This window comes from Nitrogeniibacter aestuarii, from assembly GCF_017309585.1.
GTDB lineage: Bacteria > Pseudomonadota > Gammaproteobacteria > Burkholderiales > Rhodocyclaceae > Nitrogeniibacter > Nitrogeniibacter aestuarii.
In genome coordinates this window covers 38,322-52,272 of the sequence record NZ_CP071321.1, presented here as the reverse complement: position 1 = coordinate 52,272, position 13,951 = coordinate 38,322, and the positions used below count along the sequence as shown (strand labels likewise).

The window sequence follows — 13,951 nt, the reverse complement described above, 5'->3', positions numbered from 1 at the left end:
GCGGCGGTTCAGTCGACAGTATCGTCGGTCGGGTCCGCCCATCTGGCCGAGCGCAGCGCGGTCGCGACCGCCAGGGCGCGCGCCTGCAGCAGCGGACTCATGCCGTCGTCTTCAGTGGCGTCGGGCGGAGGCAGATTGCACGGGTCCACACGGCGGCAGGCGTCGAGCGCAGCGCGCAGCATGTCGGCTTTGGTGTAGCGGCGCCACTGGCGGCGCGGGTAGGCGTTGAAGTCGCAGGAACACACCAGCAGCAGCAGCTCGAAGCGGTCCGGATTGCGCAGTGCGTCCACCCGCTCGAGCATGGCCGCCATGGAGCCGGCGCGCATGCGCGCGGCCCGGTGCACTCGCTCGCACTCGGCCAGCGCCAGCAAGGCGAGATCACGACAGGCATCGGCCACGCGAAAACGCTTGCAGATGCGTTCGATGCGCGGCCGTGCACGGTCCATGTGCCGGTAGTGGGCCGGCAGGTGCTCGGGGGGCGAGTCCGACTTGCCCACATTCATCACCAGGGCGGCGAAGCGCACCGCCAGTGGCGCCCCCCGCTGCGCCGCCTCGTCGAGCACGCGCAGGGTATGCAGCCCGATGTCGACTTGTGGCGGATCGTCCGCACTTTGTGGCACTCCGAACAAGGCGGCCACTTCAGGCAGCACCAGGGCCAGCGCGCCACAATCGTGTAGCGACTGCACCATGCGCGAGGGTTTGTGCCCCATCAGGCCCTTGGCCAGCTCGGCCCACATGTCCGGCGGGCGTACCGCCGAGAACACCTCGGACTCGACCTGAAGGCGCATGAAATGAAGGGTTTCTTCATCCAGGGGTGCCACGTCCTGCGCGGCAATGGCTGCCATCTGGAGCACACTGAAGGCCGGCCGCCCCTTGGAGGCGCCAAGCAGGGATTTGAGCATGTTGGCGGGCATGGATAGCACCCAGGAAGAGTTTCAGCGGACAGGATATATGCAACTTGTGTGCCGCATCCCACGCGGCGTGCTGCGCCGGATTGTCGGAGCAAACCGCCATTCGGCCAAGCGTTTCAATCCGCGGGTGGACGCAACCATCTATATGTCATAGGCTTTGCGCTCATTCTGACCGGAACCGCCCATGTCCTCAATCGATCAAGACGGCATGCTCGTCGACCCGCGGGTGCAGTGGCAACGCTTCTCCCACATCGAACACGGTACGCTCGACGCGGTGCACGGCATCGTGGTCCATCAGACCGACGCCCCTTCCGCCCAGGCCACCTTCAATGCCTACAACGGCGGCGGCAACGGGGCCCATTTCCTGATCGGCAAGGACGGCCGCATCTACCAGACCGCCAGCGTGAAGATGCGCTGCTATCACGTGGGCCGGCTGATCAAATCACGCTGCCTGCAGCTCAAAGGCAGCCAGTGCAAGGATGCCGACCTGGCCACCGCCATGACGCTCTCCTGGGCCGCGCGCATCCGGGCCATTGACCGCATCGAGCGACAGAAGGACTACCCGGAGCGCTTTCCCGTCAACAGCGATTCCATCGGGATCGAACTGGTCGGCAGACACCTTGACGACACCCGCTTCGAGGCGCTGAGCGCCCAGCAGGTGGACAGCCTGCAATGGCTGCTCGGTCAGCTTTACGGCCACTTCGAGCTCGACGGCGACGACGTCTTCCGCCATCCTGACGTTTCCTACAAGCACCCGGGCGAGGCAGCCAGCGCCACATGGTAGTCAGAACCCTCCTGATCGGGCTGAGCCTCGCCCTGGCCGGCTGTGCCAGTGGCCCCGCACGGCTCGACACCACCCACCTGAGCGCGGTCTACATTGCCGACTTCACGTCATCGGACCCCAAGGGCTGCACCACGGCCGACGTGGACCTGACCCATGATGAGGCACACGTCTTTTTCCGTCGGGCCCGTCAACTCAGCGAAAAAGCCCTGGCTGACCACTACCCGCTGGCGCCGTGCCGGATTGAGGGCACGCTCAAGCATGACGGCCAGCCGTGCGACTTCGACATCAGCGCCGCCATGACCGGGTCGATCACCTGCGGCGAACGGCGCTGGTTCTTTGCGTGTGAGGATTGCGGGGATCTGTTCGGGCCCTGAGCCCTCAGCGCGCCAAAGGGCGCATCAACGCGGCTCGGTCACCACCGCGTTCTCCCGGACAAACACGAAACCGTAGGCACCGATGGAGACGACCTTGTCATTGACCGTTGTGTAGGAGCCCACCCCGAAGGAGTGATACTCGGAAAAGAACGCCGTGATGCGTCCCAGCTGGAGCAGATCGGCGATCTGGCTGCGGCGGCCCATCTCCTGGGCGATGGTGTCGCGGTGCTTTTCGGGCGAGGGGTTGAGCAGCACACCCGCAGCGGCGATGACGATGAGGACGGCGGCAAGCTTGAGCAGTTGGCGGAACATGGCGGTATCAGATCGTCGGAAAGTCGGCATCGTGTCACATTCGCTCCGCGAATGAGCACACGATCAACGCACCCTGCCCTTGCGGCGTTGACCGTCGCGCACTTCACCCGGCTCTGCCGCGTCCAGAATCGCCTGCACACCCGGGTGTTCGATGCGTCGTTCGGTGGTGACCGCAAAGAAGGTTTCCGTGACCCCGTCGAGTTGGCCAACAGGGTGAAGGCCATACTGCGACAGAAGCTCTGACTCGAGCCCCACCGGGGCGGCCAACACCCCCATGCCCGCCCGGGCGAAGGTCTTGAGCAACGCACTGTCGGCACACTCGGCGCGCACCGTGATGACGATCCGGTGGCGGCGGAACCAGTCTTCGATCGCCATGCGCAGGGGATTCTCGGCCATCGGCAGCAGCATGGGCGCCTCGGCCAGGCGGGTCGGAAAATCAGGTATCAACCGAGCCCTGAGCGGCTCAGCCGCATACAGGGCCATCGGCCATTCCCCCAATGGACGGACATACACCTTGAGGCTGGACGTGGACGTCACGGGCCGGTGGGCGAGGACAAGATCGAGGCGGTTCAGCGCCAGATCGGCCACCAGATCGTCCAGATGGCCCTCGACGCAGTGCAGGCGGTATTCGTCGCCCGACTGCAGCACGGGTTCGAGCATGTGCGCCACCACCAGTTTTGGAATCGGGTCGGTCAGTCCGACCGACAGACGCCGTTGGGGGCGCGACGTGTGCGCCAGCACGTCACGCATTTCGCTGCCCAGCTGGAAGATCTGGTCGGCGTAGCCGAGCACCAGCCGACCGGTGTCGGAGGGCTCCAGCCCGCGGCCGCGCGGCACGAGCAGGCTGTGCCCGAGCTGGCTTTCCAGTTGCGAGAGCTGGGTACTGATGGCCTGTACCGAGAGCCCGAGTGTCTGCGCCGCGCGGGTGATGCTGCCCTCGCGCGCGACGGCCCAGAAATACAGCAGATGTCGAAAATTCAGGTCACCCGGCTTCATCTCGCGGCCCCATTCTTCCAGAAACTGGAATATAGACTCAATTTCGATTCGATTTATCCGTAGGCGCGCTGTCCGTAGAGTTCGAAGCTCATTCTCAAAGTGAGGAGTTGAACCATGATCAGTGCCCACGATGTCGATGCGTTTGAAACCGATGAGCCTGCACCGCGTGAGCGCGGACGCCGGCACACCTCGCCCAAGCGCCGCATCCTGGCCGTGCAGCCATCACCTGCGGCCGGACAGCGGGCAGCGCGCCAGCCGGTTGTGCGCGGCGGCAATCAACAGGCATTGGCACGACTGCTGGCCCTGAGCCTGCTGGCCAACGGGCGCATGAAACCCTGCGAGGTGGAGGTGTTGTGCGACGACGGCGGACTGGCACAGCTGGGACTGAGCGAAAGCGAGTTCTTTCAGGTGCTGTACGAGTTCTGCGCCGACGTCGAACGCATGCCGGCACTGGGCGGTGGCTATGTCATATCACGCGACCAGGTGCAGGGCCTGCTCGATGAAATCACCGACACGACCCTGCGCGAACGCACCCTCGACATCATGTACCAGGTCATGCGCAGCGACGGGCGGCTGGACGAGGGCGAGCTGGCGCTGTTGATGGCCACCCTGCATGCCTGGGACGACACGCGCCGATTCCCCGGCCAAAGCCGGTTCAACTGACCTAGCCACCGCCGGCGGCCTTGCGCGTCAGCGCCGGCCGTCGGCCTGGTCCGTAAACAGCCCGCGCGCTGCCTGCGGCTCGCAGCGCCAGTATTGCCGGGGGGCATTGACCCGGGCGCCAAGCCGGGCCGCAGCATGCCAGGGCCAGCGCGGGTCGTAGAGCATGCCACGCGCCAAAGCGACCAGATCGGCATGCCCTTCGGCGATGATGGCTTCCGCGTGTTCCGGTTCGGTGATCAGGCCGACGCCGATCACCGGCATGCTCACCTGCGCCTTGATCTGCGCCGCGAAGGGGATTTGATAACCCGCTTCGAGCGGTATCTTCTGGGCGGTGGACAGCCCGCCACTCGACACATGAATGAAATCGCAGCCGCGGGCGTCGAGCGCGCGGGCCAGCTCGACGCTCTGGTCGATATCCCAACCCCCATCAACCCAGTCGCTGGCGGAAATACGCATCCCTACCGGCTTTTCTCTCGGAAAGGCAGCCCTTACGGCATCGAACACCTCCAGCGGGAAGCGCATGCGCTTGTCCAGAGCGCCGCCATATTCGTCGTTCCGCTGGTTCGACAGGGGTGAGAGAAACTGGTGCAGCAGGTAGCCGTGCGCGGCGTGCACCTCGATCAGGTCAAGCCCGAGGCGATCGGCCCGTCGGGCGGCCTCGGCAAAGGCGTCGCGCACCGCGGCCAGTCCGTCGGCATCAAGCGCCACCGGCGGCGGTTCGTCGGCGCCATGGGCAATGGCCGAGGCAGAGACGGTCTGCCAGCCGCCTTCAGCCTCGTCGGTGATCAGCCCGCCACCATCCCATGGGGCGCGGCTGGAAGCCTTGCGACCGGCATGAGAGAGCTGAATACCCAAGGGCATGCCGGAGTATGCGCGCACGCCCGCCAGCACCCGCGCCAACGCGCTTTCATTGGCGTTGTTGTAGAGCCCCAGATCATGCGGAGAGATGCGCCCTTCGGCCGTGACCCCCGTCGCTTCGAGGATGAGCAGGCCGGCGCCGGACATGGCCATCTGGCCCAGATGCATCAGATGCCAGTCGGTGGCGCAGCCATTTTTTGCCGAGTACTGACACATGGGCGCAATCACGATACGGTTAGGCAGATCCAGTGCGCCGAGGCGGACGGGGGAGAACAGCTGACTCACGTTGGTAATCTCCTCGGAACCGACTGTCGGCTCAGGTGGCCGGTCGGCAAGACGATGGGAACTTTGGGCCGGTCATGCCCACACAAGACACTCTGACCGCGGTCCGGAAGACAGTTCAATCGACTTCGTGACGTCTGACCGCATCTGCGTCTCGATCATCTACGATGATAGGGGTGAGTGCCCCGCAACCCCATCGGAGGAGTCAGCAACACCATGAACACAAATCGCCTCAAGGGTATCGAAGTGTGCGTGTTCGATGCCTACGGCACACTCTTCGACGTTTCCAGCGTGGCCCGGGCATCGCAGGCCGCACTGGGTGAGCACTGGCAGGCCCTGTCCGACCTGTGGCGCTCGAAACAACTCCAGTACACCTGGCTGCGCGCCGTGTCCGGCCATCACGCGGATTTCTGGAAAGTCACCGAAGAAGCGCTGGAGTTCGCGCTTCGTACCCTGCGCATCCAGCACCCCGGTCTGCGTGACCAGCTTATGGATGCGTACCTGAAGATTCAGGCCTACCCCGAGACCAAACCCACCCTCGAACGACTGCACCGGGCCGGCCTGAAAACCGCCGTGCTCTCCAATGGCACACCCGCCATGCTCAAGGCGGCGGTGACCAACGCCGGGCTCAACACCCTGCTCGACCGCATTCTGTCCGTGGAGTCCGTGGGTGTCTTCAAGCCGCATCCGAAAGTCTACGAGCTGGCGTGCACGCAGTTTGGCGTCACACCGGACAAGATCTGTTTTGTGTCGTCCAACGGCTGGGATGCCTACTCGGCGCAGGCGTATGGCTTTCAGGTGCTCTGGTGCAACCGGTTTGACCAGATGCCCGAGCAGATCCCGGACACCCCACGCGGCGAAATCACCACCCTGGCCGAACTGCCGGCCTGGCTGGGCATGCACTGACGGAATCGCGAAAAAAACAACGGGCGGTGCGCTGAGGGAGGGGGCGCACCGCCCGCAAGCCTGAGGCCGGACGCACCGGACAATTGATTGTCTCTGGCCCGACCATGACCGCCCATTGGGGTTGGGGGTGGTGTGCCGTGCTGGCAGCGCCGCGTTCCGGCGGCGCTGTTTGCGTCGGCATGGGGCCACTCTAGGGATTTGTCGGCCCGCTGGGAAACGGGATTTTCAGAAGGGTTATTCGGTTTTTCCGAACACTCGACTGAAATCGGTCGCGATTTTACGAATGGCATACACCACGGGTGACACCGGATCACGCCGCACGGTCACCAGCCCGGTCGCCCAGGCCACTTCCGGGTCCACCAGCCGCAACACCCGCACCCCGTCAGGCAGGCCGATGAAATCGAGCACGCTGCGCGGGACGATGCTCGACCATCCCCCCGAAGACACATGCGCCAGCAGACTGACGATGGAGTTGGTCTCCATGGTCGGCCGGGGCTGTGCGCCAATGCCGGCGAAGGTTTCGTCGATGGTGCGGCGGTTCTGCATGTCGGGCGTGAGCAGGCATAACCTGAGGTCGGCCGCCTCGCGCCAGGTGATTGCCTCGCCCGCCGTCGCGCCCTCGGTGGCGGTCGTGATCAGCACATGGTTTTCTGCCCACATGGGGATGACGTCCAGGTCCGCCACCTGCGCCGAGCGCAGATAGACGATGCCGGCATCGAGCTCGAAGCTGTGCAGACGCTCGAGGATCTCACCCGTCGCCAGGGACAGGATGTCGAGCGTCAGACGCGGATGCTGCCGCGCCAGTTCGGCGGAGTACTCGGCCACCGCCGAGGTGGCGGTGGGAATGACGCCGATACGTGCCCGCCCGGTGAGTCCGCCCTCTCTCAGTTCCGCCAGGGCCTGGCCCAGCGCGTCGGCCTGTGCCGCGGCCAGTTGCGCATAGCGCAGAACCTGCGCCCCTTCCGCGGTCAGTCCGGCGTAGTGCTGGCCGCGTTCGACCACGGCGACCCCCAGCTCCGCTTCCAGATCACGGATGGCCGTGGACAGCGTCGAGGGTGATACATGGCAGCTCGCCGCCGCGCGGCCGAAGTGTTTCTCTCGCGCCAGGGCGATGAGGTAGCGGTACTTGCGGGCGATCACGGGGCCGGGTAACCCCATGTGCGGGACGTTTCAAGGCTCATTCGCACTTCGTTCGATGGAGGACGCCGGTCCATTCTCGCATCGCCCCCGAACGCTCACAAGCGCGCTGGCCAACGCCGCCTCCCCCCGTCGCCAAGACGTTCGATTTCCGTCCGTTCAGCGTCTTTCGATCCGCAGCATCGTCAGGTGTCGATGTATTGCAATGCATCACGCCCCGACACTTCAACGCCCCGGCCACGGGCCGATGACGCCGTGCGGCAACGCAACAGCCCGATGCAGGCACAGCCATTGCAAATGAAGAGACGGTGCGGCGCCACGTGCACTGCGCCACTCAAATAATTCGCAATGGAGACAAACATGGAAGTCCAGACTGCATCTCGCGTAGAGGTGATGGGGATCGATGCCGGCGGCACGATGACCGACACCTTCTTCGTGCGTGAAGACGGCCGCTTCGTGGTCGGCAAGGCGCAAAGCAACCCGGCGGACGAGTCGCTCGCCATCTTCAATTCGTCCCAGGACGCCCTGGCCCACTGGAGTCGCGATGTGGACCAGGTGTACCCCGAGCTGGTCACCTGCGTGTATTCGGGCACCGCCATGCTCAACCGGGTGGTCCAGCGTCGCGGCCTGGACGTCGGCCTGATGTGCAACAAGGGCTTCGAGCAGGTCCACTCCATGGGGCGGGCGATCCAGAGCTATCTGGGCTACGCGCTTGAAGACCGCATCCACCTGAACACCCACCGCTACGACGAGCCGCTGGTGCCGCTGTCACGCACCCGGGGCGTGACCGAGCGCACCGATGTGCAGGGTCAGATCGTGATCCCGCTGCGCGAGAACGAGGTGCGCCAGGCCACCCGCGAACTGGTCGAATCCGGCGCCCAGGCCATCGTCATCTGCCTGCTCCAGTCGCACAAGAACGAGATCAACGAGAAGCGCGCCCGCGACGTCTGCCGCGAAGAACTGTCGGCCATGGGCGTGGACATTCCGGTGTTTGCCTCGGTGGACTACTACCCCTCGCGCAAGGAAAGCCACCGCATGAACACCACGGTGCTCGAAGCCTATGCAGCCGAGCCCTCGCGCCAGACGCTCAAGAAGGTGAGCGACCGCTTCAAGAAGCATGGCGCCAAATTCGACCTGCGCGTGATGGCTACCCACGGCGGCACCATCAGCTGGAAAGCCAAGGAACTGGCGCGCACCATCGTCTCCGGCCCCATCGGCGGGGTGATCGGCTCCAAGCTGCTGGGCGAGACCCTGGGCTACGACAACATCGCCTGCTCCGATATCGGCGGCACCTCCTTCGACATGGCGCTGATCACCAAGGGCAAGTTCTCGATCCAGTCCGACCCGGACATGGCGCGCCTGGTGCTGTCGCTGCCGCTGGTGGCAATGGATTCGGTCGGGGCCGGTGCGGGCAGCTTCGTGCGCATCGACCCGTACAGCGGCGGCATCAAGCTCGGCCCGGATTCGGCCGGCTATCGCGTGGGCACCTGCTGGCCCGAAAGCGGGCTCGACACGGTGTCGGTCTCCGACTGCCATGTGGTGCTCGGCTATCTGAACCCGGACAACTTCCTCGGCGGCGCCATCACCCTGGACGTGGAACGCGCCCGTCAGCACATCAAGGCACAGCTGGCCGACCCGCTGGGCCTGTCGGTGGAAGATGCCGCCTCCGGCGTGATCGAACTGCTCGACCTGCAACTGCGTGACTACCTGCGCGCCAACATCAGCGCCAAGGGCTACAACGCCTCGGATTTCGTGTGCTTCTCCTACGGCGGTGCCGGCCCGGTGCACACCTATGGCTACACCGAGGGCGCCGGCTTCAAGGACGTGATCGTGCCCGCCTGGGCCGCCGGCTTCTCGGCCTTCGGCTGCGCCTGCGCCGACTTCGAGTATCGCTACGACAAGAGTGTGGATGTGGCCGTGGCACAGCATGGCAGCGACGAGGAAAAGATCGTCGGCGCCCAGACCATCCAGGCCGCCTGGGAAGAACTGGCCGCCAAGGTGGTGGAGGAATTCGTCATCAACGGCTTCAAGGCCGAAGACGTGATCCTGCGCCCGGGCTATCGCATGCAGTACATGGGCCAGCTCAACGATCTGGAAATCGACTCCCCGATCACCGGCGCCGCTACGGCCGAGGACTGGGACAAGATGGTCGAGGCGTATGAGGAAACCTACTCCCGCGTCTATGCCAGCTCCGCCCGTTCGCCGGAGCTGGGCTTCTCGGTCACCGGCGCCATCATGCGCGGCCTGGTGGTGGTGCAGAAGCCCACCCTGCCCGAAGACGAAGAGGCCGGCCCCACGCCGCCCGAAGCCGCCCACCTGGGCACCCGCCCGTTCTACCGCAAGGGCAAGTGGGTCGATGCGGTGCTGTGGAAGATGGAATCGCTCAAGCCGGGCAACGAGATCAGCGGCCCCGCCATCATCGAATCCGATGCCACCACCTTTGTCGTGCCCGAGGGCTTCGCCACCCGCCTCGACAAGCACCGCCTGTTCCACCTCAAGGAAGTGAAGGCCTGAGCCCGCTTCTCAAGGAGACAACCATGAACATGATGACCAGCAAGGAAACCGGCTTCGCCAATCTGCTCGGCACCGGTCAGACCCTGAAGCAGTACCGCGACGCCATTCTCGAGCGCACCAAGGACACCGGCTACTACAACGGCCTGGAGCACCTGGAGCTGCGCGAGGCCGACCCGATCCGCTACGAGAAGCTGTTCTCCAAGCTGCGCGGCGGCCTGGTGCATGCCCGCGAAACCGCCAAGAAGATCGCCGCCAGCCCGATCGTGGAGCAGGAAGGCGAGCTGTGCTTCACCCTCTACAACGCCGCCGGGGACTGCATCCTGACCTCCACCGGCATCATCATCCACGTGGGCACCATGGGCGCCGCGATCAAGTACATGATCGAGAACAACTGGGAGGCCAACCCCGGCATCAACCCCGGCGACATGTTCACCAACAACGATTGCTCGATCGGCAACGTGCACCCGTGCGACATCGCCACCATCGTGCCGATCTTCCATGAAGGCAAGCTGATCGGCTGGGTGGGCGGAGTGACCCACGTGATCGACACCGGCGCGGTCACCCCGGGCTCCATGTCCACCGGTCAGACCCAGCGCTTCGGCGACGGCTACATGATCACCTGCCGCAAGACCGGGGTGAACGACACCCCGCTGCGCGACTGGCTGCATGAGTCTCAGCGTTCGGTGCGCACGCCCAAGTACTGGATTCTCGACGAGAAGACCCGCATCGCCGGCTGCCACATGATCCGCGAGCTGGTCGAAGAGGTGATCGCCGAAGACGGCCTGGAGGCCTACGAAAAGTTCGCCTTCGAGGTCATTGAGGAAGGCCGTCGCGGCCTCTCCACCCGCCTCAAGGCCATGACCCTGCCGGGCACCTACCGCAAGGTGGCCTTCGTGGACGTGCCCTACGCCCATGAAGACGTGCAGACATCCAACGCCTTTGCCAAGCTCGACACCATCATGCATGCCCCGGTGGAGATGGAGATCCGCAAGGACGGCACCTGGCGCCTCGACTTCGAGGGCGCCAGCCGCTGGGGCTGGCACAGCTACAACGCCCACCAGGTGGCCTTCACCAGCGGCATCTGGGTGATGATGACCCAGACCCTGGTGCCCACCCAGCGCATCAACGACGGCGCCTACTACGGCACCGAATTCCACATGCCCAAGGGCGGCTGGAACAACCCGGACGACCGCCGCACCGGCCACGCCTATGCCTGGCACTTCCTGGTCTCGGCCTGGACCACCATGTGGCGCGGCCTGTCCCAGGCCTACTTCAGCCGCGGCTATCTGGAAGAGGTCAATGCCGGCAACGCCAACACCTCCAACTGGCTGCAGGGCGGCGGCATCAACCAGGACGGCGAGATCCACGCGGTCAACTCCTTCGAAGCCTCTTCCTGCGGGACCGGCGCCACCGCCATCCGCGACGGGCTTAACCATGCCGCCGCCATCTGGAACCCGGAAGGCGACATGGGCGACATCGAGATCTGGGAGATGGCCGAACCGCTGCTCTACCTCGGTCGCAACGCCAAGTGCAACTCCGGCGGCTACGGCCAGTACCGCGGTGGCTGCGGCTTCGAGACCCTGCGCATGGTCTGGAAGGCGCAGGACTGGACCATGTTCTTCATGGGCAACGGCTTCATGAACAGCGACTGGGGCCTGATGGGTGGCTACCCGTCCGCCACCGGCTACCGCTTCGAGGCCCACAAGACGGGTCTCGAGCAGCGCATCGTGGTGGGTGACAGCCTGCCGCTGGGCGCCGACGTGAATCCGGACGCACCGGACTACGAACGCCACATCGATGCCGGTGCCCGGGTCAAGCGCGACCACCAGTGCATGACCACCGAGGACTGCTACGAGAACTACGACCTGTACCTGAACTACCTGCGTGGCGGCCCCGGCTACGGCGACCCCCTCGACCGCGAACCGGACGCCATCGCGCGCGACCTGAACAACGCATGGCTGCTCCCTGAGTACGCCCGCAAGGTCTATGGCGCCGTGGTCAGTCAGGACGACAAGGGCGTGTGGAGCGTCGATGCCGAGGCGACGAAGGCTCGGCGTGCTGAAGTACGCAAGGAACGGCTCGCCCGCGCCGTGCCCACCCGCGACTGGATGCACGAAGAGCGCGAACGCATCGTCACCAAGCACGCCAGTGCCCAGGTCAAGCACATGTTCGCCACCAGCTTCGGCCTGTCGAAGAAGTTCCTGAACCAGTTCAAGACCTTCTGGAACCTGCCGGCGGACTGGAACCTGACCGAGGACGAACTGGACGTGCCGTCCTACGGGAGCACCTACCGCATGGACCTGGCCAAGATGCCCGACGTGCGCACGGTAACGCTGGTCGAAGAGTGATGGGCCGCTGACCAACCCATCCCCACCCCGGCCCGTCCAATCGCAAACGTCGCTGGCGCGACCTTCCCCTTGAAGGGGAGGGAGGCCCTGCGCACGCAGCATGCCGCCCGGGGTCACGCCCCTTCCCCCTCAGGGGGAAGGCCGGGATGGGGGTGGGGTCAGCAGCCAAACAACCCAATTCAAGGAGTCAACACGATGTCTACCTACACGAAAGAACAGGTCGCCAAACTCACCGAAGGCAAGCTCGACTGGGACACCACCATGCGCATGCTGGCCATGCCCAAGGACAACGAGCGCTTCTCCCTCTACGTGGAAGCCCTGCAAAAGAAGGTGAGTTGGAAGGACCGGATCGTCCTGCCGCTGGGCCCGCACCTGTACATCGCCCAGAACGCCGACACCAAGCAGTGGGTCACCAAGTGCGACTGCGGCCACGAGTTCGGCGACTATCGCGAGAACTGGAAACTCAACGCGGTGGTGTATGTGCGTGACACCGAAGAGGCCATGACCGAGGTCTATCCGAAGCTGATGGCCCCGGACACCGCCTGGCAGGTCTATCGCGAGTACTACTGCCCCACCTGCGGGACCATGCACGACGTCGAAGCACCGACCCCGTGGTACCCGGTGATCCACGACTTCGAGCCCGACATCGAAGCCTTCTACGATGAGTGGGTCGGCCTGCCCGTCCCCGAAAAGGCCGCCTGACCGGCCACGCCTCGCGCCCCCGGGCGCGGGGCCGCTCCCCTTTTGTACGTCTCTCCCCGCCGGCGCGGCGTGACCGGACCGCGCCGGCTCTTTTTCCCCGGAGTCTTCATGAAAGCACTCGTCTATCAAGGGCCGGGCCGGTTCGCCTGGCAGGACAAGGCCGAGCCCGTCATCCACAAACCCACCGATGCCATCGTCCGCATCACGCGCACCACCATCTGCGGCACCGACCTGCACATCCTCAAGGGCGACGTCCCCACCGTCGAGCCGGGGCGCACCCTGGGCCACGAAGGGGTGGGCATTGTCGAAGCCGTAGGCGATGGCGTGAGCAACTTCAAGCCCGGCGACCGGGTGCTCATCTCGTGCATCAGTGCCTGCGGCCGCTGCGGCAACTGCAAGCGCCAGCTCTACGCGCACTGCGAGGACGGCGGCTGGATTCTCGGTCACCTCATCGACGGCACCCAGGCCGAGCGCGTGCGCATTCCCCACGCCGACAACAGCCTGCACCCCATTCCCGAGGGCGCCGATGAAGAAGCGCTGGTGATGCTCAGCGACATCCTGCCCACGGGGCTGGAAATCGGGGTCCTCAACGGTCAGGTCAAGCCGGGTGACACGGTGGTCATCGTCGGTGCCGGTCCGGTCGGCATGGCCGCCCTGCTCACCGCGCAGTTCTACTCGCCGGCCCGCCTGGTGATGGTGGACATGGACGCCAACCGGCTCGACACCGCCCACCGGCTCGGGGCCACGCATACCTTCAATCCGGCCACCGACGACGTGCCCAGCGCCCTCATGGCGCTCACCGACGGGCGCGGTGTCGACGTGGCGATCGAGGCGGTGGGCATCCCGGCGACCTTCGATCTGTGTCAGGAGGTCATCGCCCCCGGCGGTCACATCGCCAATGTGGGCGTCCATGGCGCACCGGTGAGTCTGCACCTCGAAAAACTGTGGATCCGCAACATCACCCTCACCACCGGGCTGGTCAACACCAGCACCACCCCGATGCTGCTGCAGACCGTCCAGGCCGGCACCCTGGCACCGGCCTCGCTCATCACCCACCGCTTTGCACTGGATCAGATCGAAGAGGCGTACCGCGTGTTCGGTGACGCGGCCCGCGAGAAAGCGATGAAGGTCATTCTCGAAGCCTGATCGGCATTCACCCCGGAG

The 13,951-nt window shown here is 65.2% G+C and carries 13 protein-coding genes; 8 read left to right on the top strand and 5 right to left on the bottom strand.

Annotated features, from left to right (window positions below):
* Nucleotides 1–8 precede the first annotated feature (8 nt).
* Complete coding sequence (locus J0W34_RS00210; protein WP_227817724.1) at nucleotides 9–914, bottom strand: tRNA nucleotidyltransferase; 906 nt, start codon at nucleotides 912–914, stop codon at nucleotides 9–11.
* Between the two features lie 181 nt (nucleotides 915–1,095).
* Between J0W34_RS00210 and J0W34_RS00205 the strand changes: the two genes are divergently transcribed.
* On the top strand, nucleotides 1,096–1,695 hold the full coding sequence (locus tag J0W34_RS00205; RefSeq protein ID WP_230970222.1) for a peptidoglycan recognition protein family protein: 600 nt from the start codon (nucleotides 1,096–1,098) through the stop codon (nucleotides 1,693–1,695).
* Entirely contained in the window at nucleotides 1,689–2,069 is a 381-nt protein-coding gene (locus J0W34_RS00200; RefSeq protein ID WP_230970221.1) for a hypothetical protein, read from the top strand. Before J0W34_RS00205 ends, J0W34_RS00200 begins: the two co-directional genes overlap by 7 nt.
* A 24-nt stretch (nucleotides 2,070–2,093) precedes the next feature.
* On the opposite strand, the gene J0W34_RS00195 is transcribed toward J0W34_RS00200, so the two are convergent.
* Together J0W34_RS00195 and J0W34_RS00190 are read right to left on the bottom strand one after the other, a co-directional pair.
* Nucleotides 2,094–2,381, bottom strand: a complete 288-nt coding sequence (locus tag J0W34_RS00195) for a hypothetical protein (protein ID WP_227817727.1) — start codon at nucleotides 2,379–2,381, stop codon at nucleotides 2,094–2,096.
* 63 nt (nucleotides 2,382–2,444) lie between these two features.
* Nucleotides 2,445–3,377 carry a LysR family transcriptional regulator gene (locus tag J0W34_RS00190; protein WP_230970220.1) on the bottom strand — a complete coding sequence of 311 codons (933 nt, stop codon included), beginning with the start codon at nucleotides 3,375–3,377 and terminating at the stop codon, nucleotides 2,445–2,447.
* Nucleotides 3,378–3,491: 114 nt separating this feature from the next.
* Between J0W34_RS00190 and J0W34_RS00185 the strand changes: the two genes are divergently transcribed.
* A complete protein-coding gene (locus J0W34_RS00185) occupies nucleotides 3,492–4,040 on the top strand; it encodes a hypothetical protein (protein WP_230970219.1) in 549 nt (182 codons plus the stop codon).
* Nucleotides 4,041–4,067: 27 nt separating this feature from the next.
* Here J0W34_RS00185 and J0W34_RS00180 read toward each other — a convergent pair whose 3' ends face one another.
* On the bottom strand, nucleotides 4,068–5,183 hold the full coding sequence (locus tag J0W34_RS00180) for an NADH:flavin oxidoreductase/NADH oxidase (RefSeq protein ID WP_230970218.1): 1,116 nt from the start codon (nucleotides 5,181–5,183) through the stop codon (nucleotides 4,068–4,070).
* 213 nt (nucleotides 5,184–5,396) lie between these two features.
* Between J0W34_RS00180 and J0W34_RS00175 the strand changes: the two genes are divergently transcribed.
* The gene (locus tag J0W34_RS00175; RefSeq protein WP_227817731.1) at nucleotides 5,397–6,086 is read left to right on the top strand and encodes a haloacid dehalogenase type II; all 690 of its coding nucleotides are present in this window, start codon (nucleotides 5,397–5,399) and stop codon (nucleotides 6,084–6,086) included.
* Nucleotides 6,087–6,320: 234 nt separating this feature from the next.
* Here the strand turns inward: J0W34_RS00175 and J0W34_RS00170 are convergent, their stop codons facing one another.
* On the bottom strand, nucleotides 6,321–7,244 hold the full coding sequence (locus tag J0W34_RS00170) for a LysR family transcriptional regulator (RefSeq protein WP_227817732.1): 924 nt from the start codon (nucleotides 7,242–7,244) through the stop codon (nucleotides 6,321–6,323).
* A gap of 339 nt (nucleotides 7,245–7,583) precedes the next feature.
* Here J0W34_RS00170 and J0W34_RS00165 point away from each other — a divergent pair, with 339 nt between their 5' ends.
* From J0W34_RS00165 to J0W34_RS00150, 4 genes are all read left to right on the top strand, one after another.
* Nucleotides 7,584–9,737: a hydantoinase/oxoprolinase family protein gene (locus J0W34_RS00165; RefSeq protein ID WP_230970217.1), complete on the top strand. Its 2,154-nt coding sequence runs from the start codon at nucleotides 7,584–7,586 to the stop codon at nucleotides 9,735–9,737.
* Between the two features lie 23 nt (nucleotides 9,738–9,760).
* On the top strand, nucleotides 9,761–12,085 hold the full coding sequence (locus tag J0W34_RS00160) for a hydantoinase B/oxoprolinase family protein (protein WP_227817734.1): 2,325 nt from the start codon (nucleotides 9,761–9,763) through the stop codon (nucleotides 12,083–12,085).
* Nucleotides 12,086–12,280: 195 nt separating this feature from the next.
* The gene (locus J0W34_RS00155; RefSeq protein ID WP_230970216.1) at nucleotides 12,281–12,787 is read left to right on the top strand and encodes an acetone carboxylase subunit gamma; all 507 of its coding nucleotides are present in this window, start codon (nucleotides 12,281–12,283) and stop codon (nucleotides 12,785–12,787) included.
* 108 nt (nucleotides 12,788–12,895) lie between these two features.
* Nucleotides 12,896–13,933 (top strand): zinc-dependent alcohol dehydrogenase family protein, encoded by a 1,038-nt coding sequence (locus J0W34_RS00150; protein ID WP_230970215.1) that lies wholly within the window; start codon nucleotides 12,896–12,898, stop codon nucleotides 13,931–13,933.
* Nucleotides 13,934–13,951 lie beyond the last annotated feature (18 nt).